This is a genomic window from Stutzerimonas marianensis (assembly GCF_022810315.1).
Taxonomy (GTDB): domain Bacteria; phylum Pseudomonadota; class Gammaproteobacteria; order Pseudomonadales; family Pseudomonadaceae; genus Stutzerimonas; species Stutzerimonas marianensis.
The window spans coordinates 565,512-591,574 of record NZ_JALGRD010000001.1; the positions used below are offsets into that span (position 1 = coordinate 565,512).

A 26,063-nucleotide genomic window follows, 5' to 3' on the forward strand; every position below is an offset into this window, starting at 1 on the left:
TGATCTGGGTGAACGCATTGTCATCCGGACAGACCTAGGATGGTTTCGATTCTTCACAGTCGGAGCCATCCATGAACCCGGCCCTTTCACGCACTGCGCTCAAAACCCTGGCGATCGTCGGTGTCGCCGCCGTGATTGCCCTGCTGGTCTGGAGCGAGCTACGGCCCCAGGGGCTGGGCGATGCCTTCACCAGTGGCAACGGCCGCATCGAGGCCACGGAAATCGACGTGGCCACCAAGACACCGGGCCGCGTGCTGGAGATCACCGTCGATGAAGGCGACTTCGTCCAGCCGGGCCAGGTCCTCGCACGGATGGACACCGAGGTGCTCGACGCCCAGCTCAACCAGGCGCGCGCCCAGGTCCGGCAGGCAGAAAACGCCATCCTCACCGCCCAGGCCATGGTGGCCCAGCGCGAAAGCGAGAAGGCTACCGCCGAAGCCGTCGTCGCCCAGCGCCGTGCTGAGCTGACGGCAGCGCAGAAACGTTACCAGCGCACCGAAACCCTGGTCGCGCGCAACGCCATGCCGCGTCAGCAGCTCGATGACGATCTCGCCAACATGCAAAGCCTGCAGGCGGCGCTTGCCGCCGCGCGTGCGCAAGTCTTATCGACCGAGGCCGGCATCGCCGCGGCCAAATCGCAGGTGATCGAGGCGGAGTCTGCTGTCGAGGCCGCACGGGCCAGCGTGGCACGGCTGCAGGCGGACATCCGCGACAGCGAGCTGAAGACCGACCGCGTGGCCCGCGTGCAGTACCGGGTGGCACAACCGGGCGAGGTGCTCGGCGCCGGCGGCAAGCTGCTCAATCTGGTCGACCTGGCCGACGTCTACATGACCTTCTTCCTGCCCGAGCGCCAGGCCGGCCGTGTCGCCATGGGTTCGGAGGCGCGCCTGGTGATCGATGCCGCACCGCAGTACGTGATTCCCGCCCGGATCACCTACGTCGCCAGCGTCGCGCAGTTCACGCCGAAGACGGTGGAAACCGAAAGCGAGCGCGAGAAGCTGATGTTCCGGGTCAAGGCGCGGATCGATCCCGGGTTGCTGAGAAAGCACATGGAGCAGGTCAAGACCGGCCTGCCGGGCGTCGCCTACCTCAAGCTGGACGCGGACGCCGAATGGCCGGCCCACCTGCAGATCAATGTCGGCCAATGAATCCGTCATCTGCCCCGGTCGCCGAAATCAGCGGCGTCAGCCTGCAATACGGCAAGACCCGCGCGCTCGATGACCTCAGCCTGAGCCTGCCGGCACGCTGCATGGTTGGCCTGATCGGCCCGGACGGAGTCGGCAAGTCCAGCCTGCTGGCGCTGATCGCCGGTGCGCGCAAGCTGCAACAGGGCCATGTGCAAGTGCTCGACGGCGACATGGGCGATGCCGGCCACCGCCGCGCGGTCTGCCCGCGCATCGCCTACATGCCACAGGGGCTGGGCAAGAACCTCTACCCGACGCTGACGGTGTTCGAGAACCTCGAGTTCTTCGGCCGGCTGTTCGGCCAGGACGCCGCCGAGCGCCGCTGGCGCATCGCCGAGCTGACCCGCAGCACGGGCCTGGCGCCCTTCGTCGAGCGCCCGGCGGGCAAGCTCTCCGGTGGCATGAAGCAGAAGCTCGGCCTCTGCTGCGCGCTGATCCACGACCCCGACCTGTTGATCCTCGACGAGCCCACCACCGGCGTCGACCCGCTGTCGCGTGCGCAGTTCTGGGAGCTGATCGAGCGCATCCGTGGCGAACGCCCGCAGATGAGCGTGCTGGTGGCCACTGCCTACATGGACGAGGCGCAGCGCTTCGACCATCTGGTGGCGATGGACGCCGGCCAGGTGCTGGCCACCGGCACGCCGGCCGAACTCCTGGCGCGTACCGGCAGCGACTCCCTGGAGCAGGCCTTCATCCGCCTGCTGCCGGAAGCCAAGCGCAGCCAGCACCGCGAACTGATCATCCCGCCGCAGCCGGAAAGCGACAGCATTGCCATCGAGGCCCACGGGCTGACCATGCGTTTCGGCGATTTCGTTGCGGTGGACCGGGTCAATTTCCGCATCGCCCGCGGCGAGATCTTCGGTTTCCTCGGCTCCAACGGCTGCGGCAAGACCACCACCATGAAGATGCTCACCGGCCTGCTGCCCGCCAGCGAGGGCGAGGCGCTGCTGTTCGGCAAGCCGGTGGACCCGCACGACATGCAGACCCGTCAGCGCGTCGGCTACATGTCCCAGGCCTTCTCGCTGTACAGCGAGCTGAGCGTGCGGCAGAACCTCGACCTGCACGCGCGGCTGTTCCATCTGCCGGCAGAGCGGCGCGACGCGCGCATCCAGGAAATGCTCGAACGCTTCGACCTCACCGACGATGCCGAGAGCCTGCCCAGCAGCCTGCCCCTGGGCGTGCGCCAGCGCCTGTCGCTGGCGGTGGCGGTGATTCACAACCCGGAGATCCTGATCCTCGACGAACCCACCTCCGGGGTCGACCCGGTGGCCCGTGACGGCTTCTGGGAACTCCTGGTGCAGCTGTCGCGCGAGGACGGCGTGACCATCTTCATCTCCACCCACTTCATGAACGAGGCGCTGCGCTGCGACCGCATCTCGCTGATGCACGCCGGACGAGTGCTCGACAGCGACACGCCGCAGGCGCTAATGGCCAAGCGCGGGCTGCCGACGCTGGAACAGACCTTTATCGCCTATCTGGAGGAAGCCGCCGCGGCCAATGCCGCCGAGCAGCCGGCCGCCGCGACGCCGGCCAGCACGCGCGGCCCGCTCGAGGCATCCAGCGACAGCAGCCGTCAGGCCCGCTTCAGCCTGCGCCGTCTGCTCAGCTATACCCGCCGCGAGGCCATGGAGCTGCGCCGCGACCCGATCCGCGCAACGCTGGCGATGCTCGGCAGCGTGCTGCTGATGTTCATCATGGGCTACGGGGTCAGCTTCGACGTGGAGAACCTGACCTACGCCGTGCTCGACCGCGACCAGACCACCACCAGCCAGCACTACCTGCTGAACATGGCCGGCTCGCGCTACTTCATCGAGCAGGCGCCGCTGGCCAACCATGCCGAGCTGGACCAGCGCATGCGCAGCAACGACATCAGCCTGGCCGTGGAGATTCCGCCGAACTTCGGCCGCGACCTCAAGCGCGGCGCGGTGCCCCAGGTCGCGTTCTGGATCGATGGCGCCATGCCGATGCGCGCCGACACCATCAAGGGCTATGTGCAGGGCATCCACCTCAACTACCTGCAGCAGCTGGCCCGCGAGGCCGGTGTCGAAGGGCAGCTGGCACCGGCCGATGTCGCCATCCGCTACCGCTACAACCCTGACGTGCAGAGCCTGCCGGCCATGGCACCGGCGATGATCCCGCTGCTGCTGATGATGATCCCGGCGATGCTCACCGCCCTTGGCGTGGTGCGTGAAAAGGAACTGGGCTCGATCACCAATTTCTACGTCACGCCGACCACCCGCCTGGAATTCCTGCTCGGCAAGCAGCTGCCCTACATCGCGCTGGGGATGTTCAACTTCGCCACCCTGGCGCTGCTGGCGGTGTTCGTCTTCGGCATTCCGATCAAGGGCAGCATCCTCACCCTCTGCCTCGGCGCGCTGCTCTACGTCACCTGCGCGACGGGCCTGGGGCTGCTGATGTCATCGATCCTGAACAGCCAGATCGCGGCAATCTTCGGCACCACCATCGTCACCCTGCTGCCGGCGATCCAGTTCTCCGGACTGATCCACCCGGTCTCGGCGATGGAGGGCGCCGGCGCCTTCATCGGCAAGCTCTACCCGACCAGCCACTTCCTGATCATCAGCCGCGGGGTATTCTCCAAGGCGCTCGGGCTGGCCGAGCTGTATCCCTATTTCATTCCCATGCTGCTGGCCATTCCGCTGCTGACCCTGCTCAGCGTCGCCGGCCTGCGCAAGCAGGAGAAGTGACATGGGTGGCCTGCGACGCAAGCTCGGCAACATCTTCCAGCTCGGCCTCAAGGAGCTGCGCAGCCTCTACCGCGACCCGGCGATGCTGGTGCTGATCATCTATTCGTTCACCGTGGCGATCTACGAAGGTGCCACGGCAATTCCCGAGGCGCCGCACCGGGCCAGCATCGCGGTGGTGGACGAGGACCGCTCGCAGGCCTCGCTGCGCATCGTCAATGCCTTCCAGCTGCCCTACTTCATCGAGCCGAAATCCATCACGCACGAAGAGATGGACAGCGGCATGGACGATGGGCTCTACACCTTCACCCTGAACATCCCGCCGCGCTTCCAGGAGGACCTGCTCGCCGGCCGCCAGCCGACCATCCAGCTCAACGTCGATGCCACCCAGGTCAGCCAGGCATTCACCGGCGCCGGGCACATCCAGCAGATCATCGCCAGCGAGACCGCCGAGTTCGTTCGTCGCTACCGCAGCGAAGACGCGCTGCCGGTCGAAGCGGTGGTGCGCACCGCATTCAACCCCAACCTCAGCCGCGCCTGGTTCGGCGCGGTGAACGAGGTGATCAACCAGATCACCATGCTGGCGATCATCCTTACCGGCGCGGCGCTGATCCGCGAGCGCGAGCACGGCACCATCGAGCACCTTCTGGTGATGCCGGTGACGCCGTTCGAGATCATGGTCGGCAAGGTCTGGGCGATGGGTCTGGTGGTGCTGGCGGCAGCGGCGTTCGCCCTGCGCTTCGTCGTCGAGGGCTGGCTCGATATCCCGATCCAGGGCTCGCTGTGGCTGTTCGCCGGCGGTGCGGCGCTGCACCTGTTCGCCGCCACCTCGATGGGCATCTTCTTCGGCACGGTGGCGCGTTCTATGCCTCAGCTGGGCCTGCTGGTGATCCTCACGCTGATCCCGCTGCAGATCCTCTCCGGCGGGGTGACGCCGCGCGAGAGCATGCCGGAGCTGGTGCAGAACATCATGCTGGTGGCGCCGACCACGCACTTCGTCGAACTGGCTCAGGCGATCCTGTTCCGCAACGCCGGCGTGGCCATCGTCTGGCCGCAGCTGCTCGCGCTGGCGGTGATCGGCGCGGTGTTTTTCGTCGGTGCGCTGTCGCGGCTGCGGGTGTCGTTGCGCTAGTCGCGTAAGGAGGCGTCGTCGTCCATCGGCACCACAACGGGTTCACCCTCCGGCAGCGGGCCGAGCTGACGCCAACGCTGCTCGAAGCCCGCCTGCACGGCCGCGATGCGTGACACCATCCGGCGGCTGGCGATGCGCACGGCCGGATCTTCGCTGGCCATCAGCTCGAAGGACAGCGCATTCAAGGCTTCGGTCAATTGAGAGATACTGCGCGCGGTGAACACCAGCAGTTCGTCGAGCTGTTCGTTACGGTCGGGCATTCCATTGCTACCGGCGGTTGCGGAGCCGCGATACTACTGCAATCGTCAACCGGCTCACAGTGCTGCAGATCACCCCCATGCCCGCCGTTACGCACCTCGCGACACCTCGACAACCACCGTTGGCCAGGCGACGCTGCGCGTGGGAATTTTTGCAGACGCGGCCGGTCTATCTGCCGACATGCCTGGAGCCTGAAGCTCTGTAGCGCGCCAAGGAAGCCTATCGACATGCGCATTCTCGTTACCGGCGGAGCCGGATTCATCGGCTCTGCTCTGATCCGCCATCTCATCCACGACACCGAGCACAGCGTCCTCAACCTGGACAAGCTGACCTATGCCGGCAACCTCGAATCGCTGGCCGAGGTCGACGGCAGTGACCGCTATCGGTTCCTACAGGCCGACATCGCCGACCGCGAGCGGGTCAGCGAGGCCCTGCTCGAGTTCCAGCCGGACGCCATCATGCACCTGGCCGCCGAGTCCCATGTCGACCGCTCCATCGACGGCCCGGCCGAGTTCATCCAGACCAACATCGTTGGCACCTACCAGCTGCTCGAAGCGGCCCGCGCCTACTGGCAGACACTGCCGGCCGAACGTCGCGAGGCCTTCCGCTTCCACCATATTTCCACCGACGAGGTGTACGGCGACCTGCATGGTGTCGACGATCTTTTCACAGAGACCACGCCCTATGCGCCGAGCTCGCCATATTCGGCCAGCAAGGCCTCGTCGGACCACCTGGTCCGTGCCTGGCAGCGCACCTACGGCCTGCCGGTGCTGATCACCAACTGCTCGAACAACTACGGGCCCTATCACTTCCCCGAAAAGCTGATCCCGCTGGTCATCCTCAACGCGCTCGACGGCAAGCCGCTGCCCGTGTACGGCAACGGCACCCAGGTGCGTGACTGGCTGTTCGTCGAAGATCATGCCCGTGCGCTGTTCAAGGTGGTCAGCGAGGGCAAGGTCGGTGAGACCTACAACATCGGCGGCCACAACGAGCAGCAGAACATCGACGTGGTGCGTGGCATCTGCGCGCTGCTGGAAGAACTGGCACCGGGCAAGCCTGCTGGCATCGAACGCTTCGAAGACCTCATCACCTTCGTCAAGGACCGCCCGGGGCACGACCTGCGCTACGCCATCGACGCCAGCAAGATCGAGCGCGAGCTGGGCTGGACGCCGCGGGAAACCTTCCAGACCGGCCTGCGCAAGACCGTACAGTGGTACCTGAACAACCTCGAATGGTGCCGTCGCGTTCAGGACGGCAGCTATCAACGCGAGCGCCTCGGCGCACTGGAGCACGCATGAAAGGAATCATCCTCGCCGGAGGCTCCGGCACCCGTCTGCACCCCATCACCCTTGGCGTATCCAAGCAGCTGCTGCCGATCTACGACAAGCCGATGGCCTACTACCCGATCTCGGTGCTGATGCTCGCCGGCATCCGCGACATCCTGGTCATCTCCACCCCGCAGGACCTGCCGCAGTACAAGAACCTGCTGGGCGACGGCAGCCAGTTCGGTGTGCGCTTCAGCTATGCCGAACAGCCGTCGCCGGACGGCCTGGCGCAGGCCTTCCTGATCGGCGAGGACTTCATCGGTGACGATTCGGTGTGCCTGATCCTCGGCGACAATATCTTCCATGGCCAGCATTTCACCGAGATGCTGCAGCGCGCTTCCCGCCAGGACAAGGGCGCCACGGTCTTCGGTTACTGGGTCAAGGACCCGGAGCGCTTCGGCGTGATCGACTTCGACCAGAACGGCAAGGCGCTGTCCATCGAGGAAAAGCCGGCGAAACCGAAGTCCAGCTACGCAGTGACCGGCCTGTATTTCTACGACAACGACGTGATCGAGATCGCCAAGTCGATCAAGCCCTCGCCACGCGGCGAGCTGGAGATCACCGACGTCAACATGGCCTACCTCAAGCGTGGCGACCTCAACGTCGAGCGCTTCGGCCGCGGCTTTGCCTGGCTCGACACCGGTACCCATGACAGCCTGCTCGAGGCCTCGCAGTACGTGCAGACCATCGAGCACCGCCAGGGCCTGAAGGTGGCCTGCCTGGAAGAGATCGCCTACCAGAACAAGTGGATCGACCGCGAGCAGCTGCTGCGTCGCGCCGATGCGCTGGGCAAGACCGGCTACGGGCAGTACCTGTTCAAACTGGCCGGTGAGCAGGCATGAACGTCATCAAGACCGACATTCCCGAGGTGCTGATCATCGAGCCGAAGGTGTTCGGCGACGAGCGCGGCTTTTTCTACGAAAGCTTCAACGCCGCGGCCTTCGAGGCCGCGACGGGCGTCAAGCGCAGCTTCGTGCAGGACAACCACTCCAAGTCGCAGCGCGGCGTGCTGCGCGGCTTGCACTACCAGATCCAGCAGCCGCAGGGGAAGCTGGTGCGAGTGGTGGCCGGCGAGGTGTTCGACGTCGCCGTCGACCTGCGCCGCAGCTCGCCGACCTTCGGCCGCTGGGTCGGGTGTCACCTGAGCGCGGCCAACCAACGCCAACTGTGGATACCGGAGGGTTTCGCCCACGGCTTCGTGGTGCTCAGCGAGAGCGCCGAGTTCCTCTACAAGACCACCGACTACTACGCCCCGGCTCACGAGCGCTCGCTGCTGTGGAACGACCCGCAGATCGGCATTGACTGGCCGATCGAGGAGCCACCGCAGCTGTCGCAGAAGGACATCGACGGCAAGGTGCTCAGCGAAGCGGAGCTGTTCGCGTGAAGATCCTCATCACCGGCAGCCGAGGGCAACTGTCGCGCGAGCTGCAACTGGCATTGGCCGGTGAAGGGGAGGTGCTGGCACTGGGGCAACAGGCGCTGAACCTGGCCGACTCGGCGCAGATCCGCCAACAGGTCCGCCAGCTGCGTCCCGACCTGATCGTCAACGCGGCGGCCTACACTGCCGTGGATGCGGCCGAGCACAACCAGGCGCAGGCCTATGCGGTGAACGCGACCGCACCCGGTGTGCTCGCCGAGGAAGCGGCAACGCTGGGCGTCCCGCTCATCCACTATTCCACCGATTACGTGTTCGACGGCAGCAAGCCGGCGCCCTACCGTGAAGACGATCAGCCAGCGCCGCTGGGCGTCTACGGCGCCAGCAAACTGGCCGGCGAACGGGCGATCCAGGCTGTCTTCGATGAGCACCTGATCCTGCGCACCAGCTGGGTGTATTCGACCCACGGGCGCAACTTCCTGCTGACCATGCAGCGCCTGATGCAGGAGCGGGACGCGCTGTCGGTGGTCGACAACGAAATCGGTGCGCCGACCTGGGCCGGCACGCTGGCGACCGTGACCGCTGAAATGATTCGCAAATGGCGCAACGGCAGCGGCGGACCCATGGGGCTCTACCATCTGACCGCAACCGGCGAGACCTCCTGGTACGGCTTCGCCCTGCGCATCGCCGAGCAGCTGCGCCAGCAAGGCCGCCCACACGCCAAGATCCTGCCAATCCCTGCGCAGGACTACCCCACCGTTGCCCAGCGCCCCCTCAATTCCCGCCTGAGCTGCGACCGCCTGCAGCACGACTGGCGCATTGTACTGCCAGATTGGGCGACGGCCATGGACCAGTGCCTCGCCACCCCTCGCACTCGGCTCGACGAACGCGGAGCGGCCTGACCAAGGCGCTGAGCGACACGCCGCGTACCTGCCGAACGTGCATAATGTGCCGCATCTACAGGCGCATCCGCATGACTCCAGTCGAATCACCCCGTCGCCCTCGCTGGCGCAATCTCGCGTTGCTGGCATTGCTGCTGTTTCCCCTGCTCTGGCCGTTGCAGCGACTGGCCGAGCGTTACTACAGCAACGAGCTGATCGAGCAGAACCGCCAGACGCTTGACCTCTATGTCGCCAACCTGCTCGGCTCGCTGCGTCGCTACGAAGTGCTGCCACGCATCCTGGGCGACCTGCCGACGCTGCGCGCAGCCCTGCGCGATGCCCAGAATCCCGCGGCCCGGGACGCGGCCAATCGGCTGCTCGATCAACTGCGCAAGCAGACCGGTGCGGACGTCATCTACCTCATGGCGCCGGATGGCACGACGCTGGCAGCGTCGAACTGGAACGACGAAGACAGCTTCGTCGATCGCAATTTCGCCTTCCGTCCCTATTTCCGTCAGGCGCTGGCCGGTGAGCTCGGTCGATTCTTCGGCCTGGGTACGACCTCCGGCAAACGCGGTTACTACTTCGGCGCCGCCGTGCGCGACGGCGAGGAAGCCCTGGGCGCACTGGTGGTGAAGGTCGACCTGGACCACACCGAGACGCTCTGGGGCAACACGCCGGAACAACTGATGGTGACGGACAACTTCGGCGTGGTGATCCTCACGTCCCGTCCCGAGTGGCGATTCCGCGCCAGCCGTGCACTGGATAACGACGAGCGGGAACAGATCGCATTCGACCGGCCCTATCCGACCCTGGAGCCACGGAACCTGACCCTCGACCTCGGCGCCTGGCTGATTCAGAGCCGCGAACTCAAGGAGATCGACTGGACGGTACGCATCCTTGCCCCGATCAGCCTGGTGGAGCGTCCGGTACGCACGGTGGTCGCGATCGGCGCCGCGACCCTGGCCGCCGTGCTCCTGCTGCTCGGCCTGATGATGCAGCGCCGCCGCCACTACCTGGAGCGCATCGCCCTGGATGCCAAGGCACGCCAGCAACTGGAGCGCCGCGTACAGGAGCGCACCCAGGACCTCGAGGCGCTGAACAGCCGCCTCAAGCAGGAGGTGCTCGAGCGCGAGCAGGCGCAGCAGGAGCTGGTCCGTGCGCAGGACGAACTGCTGCAGGCCGGCAAACTCTCTGCCCTGGGGACCATGTCCGCCAGCATCAGTCACGAACTGAACCAGCCACTCGGCGCCATTCGCAGCTACGCGGACAATGCCGGCGTGCTGCTCGATCAGCAGCGCAACGACGAAGCACGCGACAACCTCAAGCTGATCAGCGAACTGACGGCGCGCATGGCTTCGATCATTGCCCACCTGCGGGCCTTTGCCCGCCGCGATCGCCACGCGCCGGAGCGGGTCGCGCTGCAACCGGCCCTGGATGATGCACTGGCGCTGCTGGCCAAGCGTCGCCAGGCGATGAACGTCGAACTGATCCGCGACCTGCCGGACGCAACGCTCTGGGTCCAGGGTGGTGAAACCCGGCTGCGGCAGATCCTCGCCAATCTGCTGGCCAACGCTCTGGATGCGCTCAACGAGCGTCCTCCGATACGGCGCATCTGGCTGCGTGCCGAGCGCCAGGGCGACGGCGTGCTCTTGACGATACGCGACAACGGGCCGGGCTTTTCCGCCGAAGCGTTGCAACGTGCCCGCGAGCCCTTCTTCACCACCAAGACCAGCACCCAGGGACTAGGCCTGGGCCTCGCGATCTGCGATACCCTGGCGCGCGCGCTCGACGGCGAGCTGACCCTCGGCAATCACCGCGAGGGCGGCGCCCAGATCACCCTCTTCCTGCAATCGGCCGACCCCGGCGTGGCCTTCCCCAGCGAGGACTAGCATGACCAGCCAGATCGACCCGCAGACCCAGGTTGTCCTGGTCGACGACGATCCTCATCTGCGCAAGGCCCTGAGCCAGACGCTCGACCTCGCCGGCATCAAGGCCGTCGGTCTGGCTGACGCGCGCGGCCTCGCCGCCATGCTGCCGCCGGACTGGCCTGGCGTGATCGTGAGCGACATCCGCATGCCGGGCATCGACGGCCTCGAGCTGCAGCAGCGGCTGCATGCACTCGACAGTGAGCTGCCGGTGCTGTTGATCACCGGCCATGGCGACATCCAGCTCGCGGTGCAGGCCATGCGCGCCGGGGCCTATGACTTTCTCGAGAAGCCCTTTCCCAGCGAAGCGTTGCTCGACAGCGTGCGGCGCGCCCTGGCCCTGCGCAAACTGGTGCTCGACAACCGCAGCCTGCGTCTGGCCCTGGCCGACCGCCAGCAACTGTCCGGCCGGCTGCTCGGCCAGTCGCCGGCCATGCAGCGCCTGCGCGAACAGATCGGAGCACTGGCCGGGACTCAGGCCGACGTGCTGATCCTCGGTGAAACCGGCGCCGGCAAGGAGGTGGTTGCCCGCGCCCTGCACGATCTGTCCAACCGGCGGAGCGGACCCTTCGTCGCCATCAACGCCGGCGCGCTGGCCGAATCGGTGGTGGAGAGCGAGCTGTTCGGCCACGAGGCCGGCGCCTTCACCGGTGCGCAGAAGCGCCGGATCGGCAAATTCGAGTTCGCCAACGGCGGCACCCTGTTCCTCGATGAAATCGAGAGCATGAGCCTGGACGTGCAGGTCAAGCTGCTGCGCATGTTGCAGGAACGGGTCGTTGAGCGGCTGGGCGGCAACCAGTCGATTCCACTCGACATCCGGGTCATCGCGGCGACCAAGGAAGACCTGCGCCAGGCAGCCGACCAGGGCCGCTTCCGAGCCGACCTTTATTACCGGCTGAACGTCGCGCCCCTGCGCATCCCGCCACTTCGTGAACGCAGCGAAGACGTGCTGCTGCTGTTCCGCTACTTTGCCGAAGCCGGTGCCAACCGGCACGGTCTGCCGCTGCGCGAACCTCGCCCCGAGCAGCGAGCGCAACTGCTGCGCCATAGCTGGCCAGGCAACGTGCGTGAACTACAGAACACCGCCGAGCGCTTTGCCCTGGGCCTGGAGCTGGGGCTGGACGAAGCGGTGCCGGTGGCGCAAATCCCCGCGCCTGTGGGTAGCTCGCTGAACGATCAGGTCGATGCCTACGAACGCGCGCTGATCGCCGCCGAACTGAGCCGCCCGCACCCCTCGCTGCGCAGCGTCGCCGAAGCCCTCGGTCTCCCTCGCAAAACCCTTCATGACAAGCTGCGCAAACACGGCCTGGTATTCACCGACGCTGGCGGAACCCCGCCCGATACGGGCGAATAGGTGGCGGTTTTCCGCCACCCATCGCGGAGCTCCACGTCCATACGGCCAGGGCAACTGGTGCGCTGACACGCGACGGACATCTTTCTCGGGTTCCATGTGCCGGCGCGGTACGGAACGAAGGCTGACGGGAAACATTGTGCTAGACGGGCCGCGTGAGAATTAATCGTCAGCTTTTTGCCATCACCGGGGTAAACTCGCCCCTTACGGGAGCAAGCCATGGCTATTTGGCACAAGCCTTGCTCCCGCAACCCTAATGAGTCCGCGACACAAGCCTGCACGGGCGCAACGGCCTGGCCGATTACGCCTAGACTTGTCTTGCTGGCTACAGCCGAGTGACCGCTACGATGCGGTGGCTCACTTCACAACAAGAGGAAAAACAACAATGTTCAAGCTGACCGCCACGGCACTCGCCTGTGCACTGTCCCTGGGTATGGCAAGCCTCGCGCAGGCCGCTGATCCCATCCTGATCAAGTTCTCCCACGTCGTGGCCGAGAACACCCCGAAGGGCCAGGGCGCCATCATGTTCAAGAAGCTCGTCGAAGAGCGTCTGCCGGGCAAGGTGGAAGTGCAGGTCTACCCGAACTCCTCGCTGTTCGGTGACGGCAAGGAAATGGAAGCGCTGCTGCTGGGCGACGTTCAACTGATCGCTCCTTCGCTGGCCAAGTTCGAACACTACTCCAAGGGCGTTCAGGTCTTCGACCTGCCGTTCCTGTTCGACAACATCCAGGCGGTTGACCGCTTCCAGAAGAGCGAAGCAGGCCAGAAGCTGCTGAGCTCCATGGAAGACAAGAACATCACCGGTCTGGGCTACTGGCACAACGGCATGAAGCAGCTGTCCGCCAACAAGGAACTGCGTGAGCCGAAGGATGCCCGCGGTCTGAAGTTCCGTGTACAGGCGTCGGCCGTACTGGACGAGCAGTTCAAGGCCCTGCGCGCCAACCCGCGCAAGATGAGCTTCGCCGAGGTTTACCAAGGCCTGCAGACCGGCGTGGTCAACGGTGCAGAGAACCCGTACTCGAACATCTACTCGCAGAAGATGCACGAGGTGCAGAAGCACATCACCGAGTCCGACCACGGCCTGCTGGACTACATGCTGATCACCAACACCCAGTTCTGGAACGGCCTGCCTGAGGACGTACGCGGCGAACTGGAGCAGATCGTCGAAGAAGTGACCGTCGAGGTGAACAAGCAGGCCGACGCGCTGAACCAGAAGGCCAAGCAGGACATCCTGGCAGCCGGCACCACCGAAATCCTCGTGCTGACGCCGGAAGAGCGTGCCAAGTGGCGTGAAGCCATGAAGCCGGTCTGGCAGAAGTTTGAAGGCGAAATCGGCGCCGACCTGATCAAGGCCGCCGAAGAGGCAAACAAGGCTCAGTAAGCCTTGCCGGAGGGCGGCGAACCCGCCCTCCAACCAACCCTTGCGATAGCGACAGCCCAGTGAAAAGACAAGCGGCCGGCAGCGACAGGGTTCGCACGCTTCATGCCCGGTGCGCACGTAAAATCAGCGTTTTTCATTGCTCTGTCTTCCGGTCGGCTGACCGGCTCATGGCGCACGTTCTGTCCGCCACATCGAACAAAATGCAATCCATCGGGAGATGTCATCCATGAACGCCCTCTGGCGCGTCTGGGACCACTTCGAGGAGGGGTTCATCGCCTTCCTGCTGGCCGCCATGACGCTGGTGACCTTCGTTTACGTGGTTCTGAACAACCTCTATACCGTCTTCTACACCCTGGCTGACACTTTCCCGGCCGCGGAAGACCTCTTCTTCGCTATCGGTGACTTTGTCATCGGCCTGGCCCAGGCGATGACCTGGAGCACTGCGCTGACCAAGGCCCTGTTCGCCTGGCTGATCTTCTCCGGCCTGGCCTACGGTGTGCGCACCGCCGGCCACATCGGCGTCGACGCGCTGGTCAAGCTCGCGTCGCGCCCTGTGCAGCGCTACATAGCCATTGTCGCCTGCCTGTTCTGCCTCGGTTACGCCGGCCTGCTCACCGTGGCCAGCTACGAATGGATAAAGGCCCTGTTCATCGCCAATATCGGTGCCGAAGACCTTGGTCACATCGGCATCAAGCAGTGGCATATCGGGATGATCGTGCCCATCGGCTTCGCCATGGTGTTCATCCGTTTCGCCCAGATCTTCGTGCGCATCCTGCGCAACGAGCAGACCGGGCTGGGGCTGGCCGACGAGGCCGCCGAAGCGGCCAAGCTCGGTGAAGAGGAGCCGAAATAATGACAATCCTGTTCTTGTTCCTCGCGCTCTTCGCGCTGATGTTCATTGGCGTGCCGGTTGCCATCTCCCTCGGCCTCGCCGGCTCGCTGACCATCATGTTCTTCAGCCAGGATTCGGTGCGCTCGCTGGCGATCAAGCTGTTCGAGACCTCCGAGCACTACACCCTGCTGGCGATTCCCTTCTTCTTGCTCGCCGGCGCCTTCATGACCACCGGCGGCGTGGCCAAGCGCCTGATCGACTTTGCCAACGCCACCGTCGGCCATATCCGCGGGGGCCTGGCCATCGGCGCGGTCATGGCCTGCATGCTGTTCGCCGCGCTGTCGGGCTCCTCCCCGGCGACGGTAGCGGCGGTCGGCTCTATTGCCATCGCCGGCATGGTGCGCTCGGGCTACCCGCAGGCGTTCGGCGCCGGCATCGTCTGTAACGCCGGCACGCTGGGCATCCTGATCCCGCCGTCGATCGTCATGGTGGTATACGCCGCGGCGACCGAAACCTCCGTCGGCAAGCTCTTCATGGCCGGTGTCGTGCCTGGCCTGCTGCTCGGCTTAGGGCTGATGGTGGCGATCTACATCGTCGCCGTGAAGAAAAACCTGCCCGCCATGCCGCGCGCCACCTTCCGCGAGTGGCTGTCCGCCGCGCGCAAGGCGATCTGGGGCCTGCTGTTGATGGTCATCATCCTCGGCGGCATCTACACCGGCATGTTCACCCCGACCGAAGCGGCGGCTGTGGCTGCGGTGTATTCGGCCTTCGTCGCGCTGTTCGTCTATAAGGACATCACCCTGCGCGACTGCCCGAAGGTGCTGCTGGAATCCGGCAAGCTGTCGATCATGCTGATGTTCATCATCGCCAACGCCATGCTCTTCGCGCATGTGTTGACGACCGAGCAGATTCCGCAGCAGATCACCGCCATGGTCCTCGAGGCCGGGCTGCAGCCTTGGATGTTCCTGCTGGTGGTGAACATCGTGCTGCTGGTGGCGGGGGCCTTCATGGAGCCGTCGGCGATCATCCTGATCCTAGCGCCCATCCTGTTCCCAATNCTTCGCGCATGTGTTGACGACCGAGCAGATTCCGCAGCAGATCACCGCCATGGTCCTCGAGGCCGGGCTGCAGCCTTGGATGTTCCTGCTGGTGGTGAACATCGTGCTGCTGGTGGCGGGGGCCTTCATGGAGCCGTCGGCGATCATCCTGATCCTAGCGCCCATCCTGTTCCCAATCGCCATTCAACTCGGGATCGACCCGATTCACCTGGGCATCATCATGGTGGTGAACATGGAAATCGGCCTGATCACGCCGCCGGTGGGCCTGAACCTCTTCGTGGCCTCGGCGGTGACCGGCATGCCGGTCACCCAGGTCATCCGCGCCGTCCTGCCGTGGCTCGCGCTGATGCTGAGTTTCCTGGTGCTGATCACCTACGTACCCTCGATATCGCTGGCGCTGCCGAACCTGCTGGGCATGTAACGGCCTAGTGTCACCCGAAGCCCGGCCTCGCGCCGGGCTTTTTGCATCTGGCGGTTACAGATTGAGAATGTCGGCCGGGCGTCGGCGGAACCAGCCGGTGAGCGACAGGCGATCGGCGTGTGTCACCCGCACCTCGTGAGGAAAATCGCCAGACAGGAATACCACCAGGTCGCCCCCCAACGGCGGAATGTCGAGCTGGGTACCGTCAGCGAAATGCATGCGCAACTCGCCGCCATCGCCGGGCTGCCAATCCGGATTCAGGTAGAGCACGGTGGTGACGCAGCGGCTGTCGTCGTCGCGGAAACGATCCAGATGGGTCTGGTAGAAGGCGCCCGGCGGGTAAAGGGCGAAGTGGCATTCGAATTCTTCGAGCCCGAGGAACAACGCCTGGTTGAGCGCCTGACGCAAGGCGTCCATCTGCGCAAGATAGCCATCGCAGAGCGCCGACTGGCCTGGTTCAATCCACTGGATTTGGTCCCCACGGATCCCCTCGCGTACCGCCACGGCTTCGCCACGACCAATACCGGCTGGCGCCAGCGCACCCCGGGCCTCGCGTCTGCGGCACTCTGCCGCCAGATCGAGGGTCAGATCGCTAGTAAGGAAACGACGCTGCAACGACCAACCACGCTCGGCAAGGTCGTCAATGATGGTATCGAACTGCAAGGAAGAGACTCCAGGGGGACTGTCAGGAGTCTATCAGCAGCCCTTTCGCGCCTCGACAGCAACCGTCGGCGCGCTGAAAATAAACTGCCCGCCCGACAGGAGTTTCCATGCGCGCCCTTATCGCTATTGCACTGCTGGCCTTGAGCTTTCACAGCTTCGCCGACACCTATGACGAACTTTACGAGACCGCCGGCTGGACCGAACAACGCGCCAACTTCAAGGACGCGCTACTGGCGGCCCAGCAGCGCTACAAGAACACCCTCCCGCCAGCGGTCTACCAGGCCCTGGTAACCAACAGCAACCGCCGCTTTGCCGTCGACGCCATTGACCACCGCGCCAAGCAGGCCCTGCGGCAGCACCTGGACGATCCGCAGCCGGCGCTGACGTTTTTCCAGTCCCCGCTGGGCCACAAGGTCGTTGCAGCCGAGACCCTTGCCGGGCGCCGCGAGCAGCTGGCCCGCTATGAGAATGGCATTCCGCGGATAGAGGCCGGTAGCAACCGGCAACTGCTCATTCGCCATCTGGCCCAGGCCCTGCCGGCCGCCGAGGCCGGCGCGGAAGTCAGCCTGGCGCTGGCCGGTGTCGCTGCCGACAGCCTCAGTCAGATGATCCCGGGCCTGCTCGGTGGCAACCAGGCCCAGGGGTTGCTCGACAGCCAGCGTGAACGCATGCAGCAGCAGGTCGAGAGCGACCTGGATAACACGCTCCTGTTCATCTATCGCAACCTGTCCGACGCCGAGCTCGAAGAGTTCGTCGAGTTCGCCCGCTCCGACGCAGGCCAGGCGTATTACCAGGCCGCCCTTGAGGCGCTGCGCGCGGGCCTAGCCGTTGGCCTGAGCGGCGAAGAGCTCCAGGCCCAGCATGGCGCCTGAGGCTCAGCGCAACCGTTCGCTGAGAAAGTCGAAATAGCGGCGGCGCAGCTCCTCGCGCTCGTTCGCCAGATGGTGCCGTGCACTGGGCAGCCGCAGGATCTCCGGCGCGGCGAACTTGCTCTCGAGCACCGGCAGATTGTGCTGCCAGTCGACCGTCATGTCGGCCTCGCCCTGCACGATGAGCGGACTGTGCTCACTGGGACCGGCCCCCTCGATACGCGGAATCCAGCGCGCCAGCGCCCCGACCCAGGCAGTGGGCAGGATGTCCGGCTGCAGCGGGTCCTTGGAACGAATGAACGCCAGAAAGTCCGGATCGCCTGAATTGTCACTGAAGCGTCGCGGGATCTGCGTGGCAAAGCGGCGCACCACTTCGTAGGTAAGCCGCGACCAGCGCCAGGCACAGGGCCGCACCAGCGGCGCCAGCAGGATGCCCCGCCCCAACTCCGGTCGCGGAGGCGAGTGCAGCAGGTGATCGACGACGATGGCCGCGCCGGTGCTCTGCCCAAGCAGGTGCCAGGGACGCGGCAGGTCGAGCCGCTTCGCCTCGTCTAGTAGCGCCTCCAGCACGGCCTGGTACTCGTCGAATTCGTTGATGCTGGCCCGCGGGCCACTGGACAGCCCATGACCCGGCAGATCGCAGGCGAGCACGGCGAAATCCATCCGCAAGCCCCAGTCGACGACGTGCCGGTACAGCCCCATGTGGTCGTAATACCCGTGCAGGACCAACAGGGTCGCGACGGGCCGTTCCGGATACCAGGCCTGGGCAACGATCTGGTAGTCATGCACGGCGAGCCGACCGAGATGCCGCCTCACCCGGTGCCGATGTGGCAGGTCGAGGCCGTAGAAGGCCTGGTAGTGGGCCGCTTCGACAGGCAGCTCGGCGCAGCGGCCAAAGGGCGCGAGCCGGGCACGCAGAAGATCGGGGTCGATGACGGGGGACATGGCGGTATCTGACTTGAACGTGGCGGAATATTCAGCTCTGCGGCCGGCCATGGCAAGCTGGCGGCCCCAACGAGAGAGACCCCATGTCCAGAAAACGCACACTCGTCATCCTCGTCCTGATCGCCCTGGTCTGGGGTGGCGCCATGCTGGCGGCGTTCAGATGGTTCGAGGCGCGCTACCTGCGGACCTTCGAGGGCGAGCGTGCCGAGCTGTTCTCCGGTGACGCGCTGAGCTTACCGCCCGCCTTGCGGGGTCCGGGGCCCGTGCGCTTCGTGCATTTCTGGGATCCGGGCTGCCCGTGCAACGTCGGCAACCAGCAACATCTCGCAGAGTTGCTGTCGCGCTACGCCGGCAAGGAGGTCAGGTTCTATATAGTGCAAAAGCCGGGCACCGAAGGCCGCCTGCCCGCGCAGCTTTCAGCGCTCGAGCCATTACCGGCCCTTCCCGGTGCGGATCAGCTTCCCGCCAGCCCGGCGGTCGGCATCTGGGACCCGCAGGGTGAGCTCGCCTATCTCGGCCCATACAGCGAAGGCGCGGTGTGCAGCTCGGACAACAGCTTCGTGGAACCCATCATCGAAGCCGTCCTCGCCGGTCGAAGCGTACGCGCCAGCCATTCGCTGGCGGTCGCCTGCTTCTGCGACTGGCAGGAACGCGATCAGCCGTAGCCTGCCCCTCAGCTATGGGCGGAGGGGGGCGTCCTGACGGCGCTGTCCAGTGGCTGCCAGCCCTGGCCGGTGGTTTCATCCATCGCCTGTCGCATGGCACGCAGGCGACGCTGCTCGGCGCGCCGCCCGACGTACCAGGCGATGAAGGTGGCCAGTGACACGACCAGCAGGATGAGGCTGGCGACCGCGTTGATTTCCGGCTTCACTCCGAGCCGCACGGCGGAGAAGATCTCCATCGGCAAGGTGGTCGAGCCGGGACCGGAGACGAAGCTCGCGAGCACCAGATCGTCCAGGGACAGGGCGAAGGACAGCATGCCGCCAGCGGCCAACGAGGGCGCGATCATCGGCATGGTGATCAGGAAGAACACCTTCCATGGGCGTGCGCCCAGGTCCATCGCCGCCTCCTCGATGGACTGATCGAGCTCGCGCAGGCGAGCCATCACGATCACTGCCACATAGGCCGAGCAGAAGGTGGTGTGGGCAATCCAGATGGTCACGATACCGCGCTGGGCCGGCCAGCCGATCAGCTGTGCCATGGCCACGAACAGCAGCAACAGCGACAGGCCGGTAATCACCTCGGGCATCACCAGCGGCGCGGTGACCAGCCCACCGAAGAGCGTTCGACCCCGGAACACCGGGATACGGGTCAGCACGAAGGCGGCCATGGTGCCCAGCGCCACCGCCGCGACGGCGGTGTAGGCGGCGATCTCCAGCGAGCGCATCACCGCGCCCATGAGCTGACTGTTGTCCAGCAGGCCGACGTACCACTTGACCGACCAACCGCCCCATACCGTCACCAGCCGCGAGGCGTTGAACGAGTAGATGACCAACAGCACCATAGGCAGGTAGATGAACAGCAACCCGAGCACCAGGATCAGGTTGGAAAAGCTGTAGCGCTTCATAGCTTGCCCTCCAGTTCCTTGCTCTGGTTGCGGTTGAACAAAATGATCGGCACCAGCAGGATCGCCAGCATCACCACCGCCAGGGCGGAGGCCACCGGCCAGTCGCGGTTGTTGAAGAACTCCTGCCACAGCACCTTGCCGATCATCAGCGTTTCCGGCCCGCCAAGCAGTTCGGGAATGACGAACTCGCCGACCACCGGAATGAACACCAGCATGCAACCGGCGATGATGCCGTTCTTCGACAGCGGCACGGTGATTTTCCAGAACGCGCTGAGGTTGCTCGCACCGAGGTCGGATGCCGCCTCGAGCAGGCTGAAGTCGTGCTTCACCAGGTTGGCGTACAGCGGCAGGATCATGAACGGCAGGTAGGAATAGACCACGCCGATGTACACCGCGAGATCGGTGTTGAGGATCTGCAGCGGCGCGTCGATCAACCCCAGCCCCTGCAGCAGCCCGTTGAGGATGCCGTTGCTGCTGAGGATGCCCATCCAGGCGTAGACACGGATCAGGATGGCGGTCCAGGTCGGCATCATCACCAGCAGCAGCAACACGGTCTGCACGTCCTTGCGAGCGCGGGCGATGGCGTAGGCCATCGGATAACCGATCAGCAGGCACAACAAGGTGCTGAAAAAGGCGATCCGCAGCGATCCGGCATAGGCGGCCCAGTAGAGGTCGTCTTCGCTGAGGAAGATGTAGTTACCCAGATTGATCAGCACCTGAAGCTGCTGGTCGGCATAGGCGAAGATATCGGTGTAAGGCGGGATCGCCACGTCGGCTTCGGAAAAGCTGATCTTCAGCACGATGGCGAACGGCGCCAGGAAGAACAGCGCCAGCCACAGGAAGGGCACGCCGATGACCAGGCGACGTCCGGCATTCAGGGGCGAGCGCCTCATGCTTGCAGCACCACGCCGCTGTCATCCCACCAGTAGACGAACACTTCTTCCTCCCAGGTCGGCAGTTTGACGTGGCGCTCGGCGTTGGCCATGAAGGCCTGCAACACGCCACCGGACGGCAGCTTCACGTAATACACCGAGTGCCCGCCCAGATAGGCGATGTCATGCACGATGCCCTTCGCCCAGTTGTAGCCGGGCCGCTCCAGTTCCGGTAACTGGGAGGCGATCAACAGCTTCTCCGGGCGCAGCGCATAGGTGATGTGCTTGTCCTGTGCGCGGGTACTGATGCCGTGGCCGACATAGATCGGGTTCTCCAGCGTCGGGCAGGCGATGATCGCGTGATCGCCCATGTCCTCGACCAGCTCACCCTCGAACAGGTTGACGTTGCCGATGAACTCGCAGACCAGGCGGCTCGCCGGGGTCTCGTAGATGTCCATCGGGCTGCCAACCTGGGCGATCCAGCCCAGGTGCATGATGGCGATGCGCTCGGCCATGGTCATGGCCTCTTCCTGGTCGTGGGTCACCATTACGCAAGTCACGCCGACGCGCTCGATGATCTGCACCAGCTCCAGCTGCATCTGCGAGCGCAGCTTCTTGTCCAGCGCGCCCATTGGCTCGTCGAGCAGCAGCAGCTTGGGCCTTTTCGCCAGAGAACGGGCCAGGGCCACGCGCTGACGCTGGCCGCCGGAGAGCTGATGCGGCTTGCGCTTGGCGTACTGGGTCATCTGCACCAGGCCGAGCATTTCGTCGACCCGCGCCTTGATCTCGTCCTTTGGCAGGCCGTCCTGCTTGAGGCCGAAGGCGATGTTCTGTTCCACCGTCATGTGCGGGAACAGCGCATAGGACTGAAACATCATGTTGATCGGCCGCTCGTAGGGCGGCATGTCGGTGATGTCCTGGCCGTCGAGGAAGATGCGACCCTCTGTGGGCCGCTCGAAGCCGGCCAAAATACGCAGCAGGGTGGACTTGCCCGAGCCGGACCCACCCAGCAGCGCGAAGATTTCGCCCTGATGGATGCTCAGCGAGACGTCATCGACCGCCACCGTTTCATCGAACTTCTTGGTGACGCGATCGATCTTCAGCAGCACCTGCTTGTTCTGGCTCTCACCGGTGAGGGCCTTTTTGTAGGCGCTGGAGGCTACGGCCATGCGAGAACTCCCGAATGAAAAATGAACCCGGCACTGCCGGAGGAAATCTGTGTGCAGGCGCCGCGGAGGGCGGATAGCCCACCCGAGGCACCCGGTATCGTCACTGGCCGGACTTGACCTTGGTCCAGGTACGGGTCATCAGGCGCATCACCTTCGGTGGCAGCTCGGCCGACACGTAAAGGCGATCGAGCACCGCTTGCGGTGGGTAGACCGCCGGGTCGTTGCGCACTTCCTGGTCCATCAACGCATCCGCCTTCACGTTGGGGTTGGCATAGCCGACATAGTCACTCACCGACGCGATCACCTCGGGCTTGAGCAGATAGTTGATGAAGGTGTGGGCCTGCTCGACGTTCTGCGCATCGGCCGGGATGGCCAGCATGTCGAACCAGAGGTTGCCGCCCTCTTTCGGAATCGAATAGGCGATGTCGATGCCCTTGCCGGCCTCGTCAGCCCGCGCGGCGGCCTGGAAGACGTCACCGGAGAACCCGGCGGCGATGCAGATATTGCCATTGGCCAGGTCGGAAACGTACTTGGACGAGTGGAAATAACGCACGTACGGGCGAATCTCCAGCAATTTGGCTTCGGCCTTGGCGTAATCGTCCGGGTTCTCGCTGTTGGGGTCGAGCCCGAGGTAGTTGAGCATTGCCGGGATCATTTCGTCGGCCGAGTCGAGCAGAGCGATGCCGCAGCCGGCCAGCTTCTTGGCGTTTTCGGGCTCGAAGATCACCGCCCAGGAATCGACCTTTTCGATGCCCAGCGCGGTCGTGACCTGTTCGACGTTATAGCCGATGCCATTGGTGCCCCACAGATAGGGCGCGGCGTAGGCGTTACCCGGGTCGTTCTTCTCGAGCTGCTTGAGCAGCGATGGGTCGAGATTTTCCCAGTTCGGCAGCTTGGACCTGTCCAGTTTCTGGAAGGCACCGGCCTTGATCTGCTTGCCAAGGAAATGGTTGGACGGCACCACCACGTCGTAGCCTGTCCGGCCGGCGAGCAGTTTGCCTTCAAGCGTCTCGTTGGAATCGAAGACATCGTAGACCGGCTTGATGCCCGTCTCCTTCTCGAATTCTTCCAGCGTCGTTTCGCCGATATAGTCCGACCAGTTGTAGATGTGTACGGAGGCAGCCTGGGCCGAAACGGCACCACTGACGGCAACGGCGACGATGAGCGACTTCAGTGTCGTGCGCATGGAATGGTCCTCTTTGTGACAGCCGCCAGGCGCTCAGCAAGGCGAAAGGCGGGCTGTTTATTTGAAAAACCTCTAAAAATCAACTGGCAGAACGCAACTGCCGATGCGCCCGTACCTGGGAAGTACCGCCTGTAGCCCTGTTTGGCCCGGACGGCGAGCGCCGTGCCGGGCTATCTGGAACACCGCAGGGCCGGTGGCCCTGCGCTCCGGCCAGGCCTGCCGGCCTGGCCGAACGGGGTCCATCAACGCCCCGACTTGATCTTGGTCCAGCTGCGAGTCATGGCGCGCTGGGTCTTCGGTTCCAGATCCGGGAAGGTGTACAGCTTCTTCAGCACTTCCTGGCTCGGATAGATGCCCGGGTCGGTACGAATCGCCTCATCGACCAGCGGCGTGGCCTTGGCGTTGCCGTTGGGGAACTGTACGTAGTTGGTGATGGAGGCCATGACGTCGGGCTTCATCAGGTAGTTGAGGAAGACATGGGCGTTTTCGACGTTCTTCGCATCGGCCGGGATGGCCAGCATGTCGAAGAAGGTACCGGCGCCTTCCTTCGGAATGTTGTAGCTGACCTTGACCTGGCCACCGGCCTCTTCGGCGCGCGCCTTGGCCTGGTAGATGTCACCGGAATAGCCGATGGCGACACAGACGTTGCCGTTGGCCAGGTCCGAGATGTACTTCGAGGAATGGAAGTAGGCGACGTTCGGGCGGATCTGCATGAACAGCTCCTCAGCCTTCTTCAGCTCGTCGCTCTTGTTGCTGTCCGGCTCGTAGCCCAGGTAATGCAGCGCGGCGGGCAGAATCTCGGTCGGCGAATCGAGGAAGGACACGCCGCATGCCTTCAGCTTCTCCATGTTCTCGGGCTTGAATACCAGATCCCAGGAGTCGACCGGCGCGTCCTCGCCCAGTGCCGCCTTGACCTTTTCCGGGTTGTAGCCGATGCCGATGGTGCCCCACATGTACGGCACGGCGTACTGGTTGCTCGGGTCGCTCGGCTCCAGTGCCTTGAGCAGGTCCTGGTCGAGGTTTTCCCAGTTCGGCAGCTTGCTCTTGTCGAGCTTCTGGAATACGCCGGCCTTGATCTGCTTGGCCAGGAAGGGGTTGGACGGGACCACGACGTCGTAGCCGGAGCTGCCGGCCAGCAGCTTGGCCTCCAGCACCTCGTTGCTGTCGAACACGTCGTAGACGACCTTGATGCCGGTTTCCTTGGTGAAGTTATCCAGGGTGTCTTCGGCGATGTAGTCGGACCAGTTGAAAACGTGCAGTACCTTGTCTTCGGCCTGTGCAGCGCCGGCGACCGCGCCGGCCAGCGTCAATGCGAGTAGCGTCTTGGCAAAGGGTTTCATCCGTGCAGCTCCTGTTGTGATCATTTGTATCGGGGCTAGGGACAGGACACGCAGGGCCCGGCTCGCTCGCCAATTCCCGTTGCGCCTGGATTACTAGTGCGGCTGTGCCGGCATCGACACACCCCTCGGTAAGTCAGGCCAGAACACGCGCGCAGTCTGGCAAGTTCGGTGGCTTTTTTTCAACAGGCCGGACGCGCTTTGCAGCGGACTCGTTGGCATTGCCGGCACCGCGCCATCCGCTCGCGCGGCATGGCCCCACCCTTCATCCATGAACGTCCTTCGCCGTGGCGTCGAGGCACAGCCTGACTTTACCGATCAGCTCGTCGATCTGCGCCTCGTCGATCACCAGCGGCGGCGAAATGATCATGGTGTCCCCCACCGCGCGCATCACCAGGCCATTACGGAAGCAATGCTCGCGGCAGAGCATGCCGACGCCTGACCCGGCGAAGCGCTCGCGGGTTTTCTTGTTCTTCACCAGCTCCAGCGCACCGAGCATGCCGACACCACGCGCCTCGCCCACCAGCGGGTGCTCGACCAGCTCACGCCAGCGAGACTGCAAATAGGGTGCCGTCTTCGTCTTCACGCGCTCGACGATCTTTTCGTCGCGCATGATGCGGATGTTCTCCAGCGCTACCGCGGCGGCGACGGGGTGCCCTGAATAGGTAAAACCGTGGTAGAACTCGCCGCCTTCGTTGAGCGTGTGCACCACTTCGTCGCGCACCACCACGCCGCCCATCGGCAGGTAGCCGGAGGTCAGTCCCTTGGCGATTGGCATCAAGTCCGGCGCGTTGCCGTAGTAGTCGCTGCCGAACCACTCGCCAGTGCGCCCGAAGCCGCAGATCACCTCGTCGGCGACGAAGAGAATGTCGTAGCGCGCCAGGATCTCGCGAATCTTCGGCCAGTAGCTGTCCGGCGGAATGATGACGCCGCCGGCGCCCTGGATCGGCTCGGCGATGAAGGCCGCGACCCTGTCTTCACCGACTTCGAGAATCTTCTGCTCCAGCTGCTCGGCGACACGCACGCCGAATTCGTCCGGGTCCATGTCGCCGCCTTCACCGAACCAGTAGGGCTGGTCGATATGCTCGATCCCCGGGATCGGGCCGTCGCCCTGCTCGTGCATCGCCTTCATGCCGCCCAGGCTGGCACCCGCAACGGTGGACCCGTGGTAGCCATTCCAACGGCCGATCACCACCTTTTTCTGCGGCTGACCCTTGATCGCCCAGTAATGGCGCACCATGCGCAGCACGGTGTCGTTCGCCTCCGAGCCGGAGCCGGTGAAGAACACGTGGTTCATGCCCTCGGGTGCGATCTCGGCGATGGCCTTGGCCAAGGCCAGCGCCGGAGGGTGTGCGGTCTGGAAGAAGAGGTTGTAGTAAGGCAGTTCGCGCATCTGCTTCGTCGCGGCCTCGACCAGCTCCTCACGACCGTACCCCAGGTTGACGCACCAGAGCCCGGCCATGGCATCGAGGATCCGATGACCCTCGCTGTCCCACAGATAGACGCCCTCGCCCCGGGTGATGATCCGCGTCCCCTTGGCGTTCAGCGCCTTGTAGTCGGTGAACGGCGGCAGGTGATGGTCACGGCTCAGGGCTTGCCACTGCAGGGTTTGCGAATCGCTCATCAA

At 64.6% G+C, this 26,063-nt stretch carries 22 protein-coding genes and 2 pseudogenes; 15 read left to right on the forward strand and 9 right to left on the reverse strand.

Annotated features, from left to right (window positions below):
• Window positions 1-71 precede the first annotated feature (71 nt).
• From MST27_RS02455 to MST27_RS02465, 3 genes are read left to right on the forward strand one after another with little or no spacing between them, the layout of a single operon-like run.
• On the forward strand, window positions 72-1,148 hold the full coding sequence (locus tag MST27_RS02455; protein ID WP_243604414.1) for an HlyD family secretion protein: 1,077 nt from the start codon (window positions 72-74) through the stop codon (window positions 1,146-1,148).
• Window positions 1,145-3,889 (forward strand): ribosome-associated ATPase/putative transporter RbbA, encoded by a 2,745-nt coding sequence (gene rbbA / locus MST27_RS02460; protein WP_243604415.1) that lies wholly within the window; start codon window positions 1,145-1,147, stop codon window positions 3,887-3,889. Before MST27_RS02455 ends, rbbA begins: the two co-directional genes overlap by 4 nt.
• Window position 3,890: 1 nt before the next feature.
• Window positions 3,891-5,018, forward strand: coding sequence for an ABC transporter permease (locus tag MST27_RS02465; RefSeq protein WP_243604416.1), 1,128 nt, complete (start codon window positions 3,891-3,893; stop codon window positions 5,016-5,018).
• On the opposite strand, the gene MST27_RS02470 is transcribed toward MST27_RS02465, so the two are convergent.
• Entirely contained in the window at window positions 5,015-5,278 is a 264-nt protein-coding gene (locus tag MST27_RS02470; protein WP_243604417.1) for a hypothetical protein, read from the reverse strand. The two genes, MST27_RS02465 and MST27_RS02470, sit on opposite strands and share 4 nt — an antisense overlap.
• A gap of 225 nt (window positions 5,279-5,503) precedes the next feature.
• On the opposite strand from MST27_RS02470, the gene rfbB reads away from it, so the two are divergent.
• The 10 genes and pseudogenes from rfbB to MST27_RS02520 all read left to right on the forward strand — a co-directional run.
• The gene (gene rfbB / locus MST27_RS02475; RefSeq protein WP_243604418.1) at window positions 5,504-6,574 is read left to right on the forward strand and encodes a dTDP-glucose 4,6-dehydratase; all 1,071 of its coding nucleotides are present in this window, start codon (window positions 5,504-5,506) and stop codon (window positions 6,572-6,574) included.
• Window positions 6,571-7,443, forward strand: coding sequence for a glucose-1-phosphate thymidylyltransferase RfbA (gene rfbA / locus MST27_RS02480; RefSeq protein ID WP_243604419.1), 873 nt, complete (start codon window positions 6,571-6,573; stop codon window positions 7,441-7,443). The genes rfbB and rfbA overlap by 4 nt, the downstream gene beginning before the upstream one ends.
• Window positions 7,440-7,985 (forward strand): dTDP-4-dehydrorhamnose 3,5-epimerase, encoded by a 546-nt coding sequence (rfbC, locus tag MST27_RS02485; protein WP_243604420.1) that lies wholly within the window; start codon window positions 7,440-7,442, stop codon window positions 7,983-7,985. The genes rfbA and rfbC overlap by 4 nt, the downstream gene beginning before the upstream one ends.
• Window positions 7,982-8,878 (forward strand): dTDP-4-dehydrorhamnose reductase, encoded by an 897-nt coding sequence (rfbD, locus tag MST27_RS02490; protein ID WP_243604421.1) that lies wholly within the window; start codon window positions 7,982-7,984, stop codon window positions 8,876-8,878. The genes rfbC and rfbD overlap by 4 nt, the downstream gene beginning before the upstream one ends.
• Before the next feature lie 71 nt (window positions 8,879-8,949).
• A complete protein-coding gene (locus tag MST27_RS02495) occupies window positions 8,950-10,749 on the forward strand; it encodes a sensor histidine kinase (protein WP_243604422.1) in 1,800 nt (599 codons plus the stop codon).
• Between the two features lies 1 nt (window position 10,750).
• Window positions 10,751-12,139 carry a sigma-54-dependent transcriptional regulator gene (locus tag MST27_RS02500; protein WP_243604423.1) on the forward strand — a complete coding sequence of 463 codons (1,389 nt, stop codon included), beginning with the start codon at window positions 10,751-10,753 and terminating at the stop codon, window positions 12,137-12,139.
• A gap of 382 nt (window positions 12,140-12,521) precedes the next feature.
• Window positions 12,522-13,517: a C4-dicarboxylate TRAP substrate-binding protein DctP gene (dctP, locus tag MST27_RS02505; protein ID WP_243604424.1), complete on the forward strand. Its 996-nt coding sequence runs from the start codon at window positions 12,522-12,524 to the stop codon at window positions 13,515-13,517.
• A gap of 226 nt (window positions 13,518-13,743) precedes the next feature.
• The gene (locus MST27_RS02510; RefSeq protein ID WP_243604425.1) at window positions 13,744-14,370 is read left to right on the forward strand and encodes a TRAP transporter small permease; all 627 of its coding nucleotides are present in this window, start codon (window positions 13,744-13,746) and stop codon (window positions 14,368-14,370) included.
• Window positions 14,370-15,404, forward strand: a pseudogene (gene dctM, locus MST27_RS02515) (C4-dicarboxylate TRAP transporter large permease protein DctM); the annotation flags it as partial. The gene MST27_RS02510 and the pseudogene dctM, both read left to right, overlap by 1 nt.
• A 4-nt stretch (window positions 15,405-15,408) precedes the next feature.
• Window positions 15,409-15,828: pseudogene (locus MST27_RS02520) on the forward strand (TRAP transporter large permease subunit); the annotation flags it as partial.
• Window positions 15,829-15,882: 54 nt separating this feature from the next.
• Here the strand turns inward: MST27_RS02520 and MST27_RS02525 are convergent.
• Complete coding sequence (locus MST27_RS02525; protein WP_243604426.1) at window positions 15,883-16,491, reverse strand: 2OG-Fe(II) oxygenase; 609 nt, start codon at window positions 16,489-16,491, stop codon at window positions 15,883-15,885.
• A 107-nt stretch (window positions 16,492-16,598) separates the two neighbouring features.
• Here MST27_RS02525 and MST27_RS02530 point away from each other — a divergent pair, with 107 nt between their 5' ends.
• Window positions 16,599-17,363: a hypothetical protein gene (locus MST27_RS02530; RefSeq protein WP_243604427.1), complete on the forward strand. Its 765-nt coding sequence runs from the start codon at window positions 16,599-16,601 to the stop codon at window positions 17,361-17,363.
• 3 nt (window positions 17,364-17,366) lie between these two features.
• On the opposite strand, the gene bipL is transcribed toward MST27_RS02530, so the two are convergent.
• Window positions 17,367-18,305, reverse strand: a complete 939-nt coding sequence (bipL, locus tag MST27_RS02535; RefSeq protein WP_243604428.1) for a phospholipase BipL — start codon at window positions 18,303-18,305, stop codon at window positions 17,367-17,369.
• Between the two features lie 83 nt (window positions 18,306-18,388).
• Between bipL and MST27_RS02540 the strand changes: the two genes are divergently transcribed.
• Window positions 18,389-18,970: a DUF6436 domain-containing protein gene (locus tag MST27_RS02540; protein WP_243604429.1), complete on the forward strand. Its 582-nt coding sequence runs from the start codon at window positions 18,389-18,391 to the stop codon at window positions 18,968-18,970.
• An 8-nt stretch (window positions 18,971-18,978) separates the two neighbouring features.
• Here MST27_RS02540 and MST27_RS02545 read toward each other — a convergent pair whose 3' ends face one another.
• The 6 genes from MST27_RS02545 to MST27_RS02570 form a co-directional block, all read right to left on the reverse strand.
• Entirely contained in the window at window positions 18,979-19,872 is an 894-nt protein-coding gene (locus MST27_RS02545) for an ABC transporter permease subunit (RefSeq protein WP_243604430.1), read from the reverse strand.
• Entirely contained in the window at window positions 19,869-20,765 is an 897-nt protein-coding gene (locus MST27_RS02550; protein WP_243604431.1) for an ABC transporter permease subunit, read from the reverse strand. The genes MST27_RS02545 and MST27_RS02550 overlap by 4 nt, the downstream gene beginning before the upstream one ends.
• Window positions 20,762-21,913 carry a polyamine ABC transporter ATP-binding protein gene (gene potA / locus MST27_RS02555; protein WP_243604432.1) on the reverse strand — a complete coding sequence of 384 codons (1,152 nt, stop codon included), beginning with the start codon at window positions 21,911-21,913 and terminating at the stop codon, window positions 20,762-20,764. The genes MST27_RS02550 and potA overlap by 4 nt, the downstream gene beginning before the upstream one ends.
• Window positions 21,914-22,013: 100 nt before the next feature.
• Window positions 22,014-23,099 carry a polyamine ABC transporter substrate-binding protein gene (locus MST27_RS02560; protein ID WP_243604433.1) on the reverse strand — a complete coding sequence of 362 codons (1,086 nt, stop codon included), beginning with the start codon at window positions 23,097-23,099 and terminating at the stop codon, window positions 22,014-22,016.
• A gap of 242 nt (window positions 23,100-23,341) precedes the next feature.
• Window positions 23,342-24,439 carry a polyamine ABC transporter substrate-binding protein gene (locus MST27_RS02565; protein WP_243604434.1) on the reverse strand — a complete coding sequence of 366 codons (1,098 nt, stop codon included), beginning with the start codon at window positions 24,437-24,439 and terminating at the stop codon, window positions 23,342-23,344.
• A 262-nt stretch (window positions 24,440-24,701) separates the two neighbouring features.
• Complete coding sequence (locus MST27_RS02570; RefSeq protein WP_243604435.1) at window positions 24,702-26,060, reverse strand: aspartate aminotransferase family protein; 1,359 nt, start codon at window positions 26,058-26,060, stop codon at window positions 24,702-24,704.
• Between the last annotated feature and the right edge of the window lie 3 nt (window positions 26,061-26,063).

Bases quoted from the DNA above. Each gene is read 5' to 3' on its own strand.
- MST27_RS02565 (WP_243604434.1), bottom strand. From the start codon at position 24,439: ATGAAACCCTTTGCCAAGACGCTACTCGCATTGACGCTGGCCGGCGCG.
- rfbC (WP_243604420.1), top strand. From the start codon at position 7,440: ATGAACGTCATCAAGACCGACATTCCCGAGGTGCTGATCATCGAGCCG.
- MST27_RS02545 (WP_243604430.1), bottom strand. From the start codon at position 19,872: ATGAAGCGCTACAGCTTTTCCAACCTGATCCTGGTGCTCGGGTTGCTG.
- MST27_RS02540 (WP_243604429.1), top strand. From the start codon at position 18,389: ATGTCCAGAAAACGCACACTCGTCATCCTCGTCCTGATCGCCCTGGTC.
- rbbA (WP_243604415.1), top strand. From the start codon at position 1,145: ATGAATCCGTCATCTGCCCCGGTCGCCGAAATCAGCGGCGTCAGCCTG.
- MST27_RS02530 (WP_243604427.1), top strand. From the start codon at position 16,599: ATGCGCGCCCTTATCGCTATTGCACTGCTGGCCTTGAGCTTTCACAGC.
- MST27_RS02455 (WP_243604414.1), top strand. From the start codon at position 72: ATGAACCCGGCCCTTTCACGCACTGCGCTCAAAACCCTGGCGATCGTC.
- MST27_RS02465 (WP_243604416.1), top strand. From the start codon at position 3,891: ATGGGTGGCCTGCGACGCAAGCTCGGCAACATCTTCCAGCTCGGCCTC.
- rfbB (WP_243604418.1), top strand. From the start codon at position 5,504: ATGCGCATTCTCGTTACCGGCGGAGCCGGATTCATCGGCTCTGCTCTG.
- MST27_RS02500 (WP_243604423.1), top strand. From the start codon at position 10,751: ATGACCAGCCAGATCGACCCGCAGACCCAGGTTGTCCTGGTCGACGAC.
- MST27_RS02560 (WP_243604433.1), bottom strand. From the start codon at position 23,099: ATGCGCACGACACTGAAGTCGCTCATCGTCGCCGTTGCCGTCAGTGGT.
- MST27_RS02570 (WP_243604435.1), bottom strand. From the start codon at position 26,060: ATGAGCGATTCGCAAACCCTGCAGTGGCAAGCCCTGAGCCGTGACCAT.
- MST27_RS02550 (WP_243604431.1), bottom strand. From the start codon at position 20,765: ATGAGGCGCTCGCCCCTGAATGCCGGACGTCGCCTGGTCATCGGCGTG.
- potA (WP_243604432.1), bottom strand. From the start codon at position 21,913: ATGGCCGTAGCCTCCAGCGCCTACAAAAAGGCCCTCACCGGTGAGAGC.
- dctP (WP_243604424.1), top strand. From the start codon at position 12,522: ATGTTCAAGCTGACCGCCACGGCACTCGCCTGTGCACTGTCCCTGGGT.
- MST27_RS02495 (WP_243604422.1), top strand. From the start codon at position 8,950: ATGACTCCAGTCGAATCACCCCGTCGCCCTCGCTGGCGCAATCTCGCG.
- MST27_RS02510 (WP_243604425.1), top strand. From the start codon at position 13,744: ATGAACGCCCTCTGGCGCGTCTGGGACCACTTCGAGGAGGGGTTCATC.
- MST27_RS02470 (WP_243604417.1), bottom strand. From the start codon at position 5,278: ATGCCCGACCGTAACGAACAGCTCGACGAACTGCTGGTGTTCACCGCG.
- bipL (WP_243604428.1), bottom strand. From the start codon at position 18,305: ATGTCCCCCGTCATCGACCCCGATCTTCTGCGTGCCCGGCTCGCGCCC.
- rfbA (WP_243604419.1), top strand. From the start codon at position 6,571: ATGAAAGGAATCATCCTCGCCGGAGGCTCCGGCACCCGTCTGCACCCC.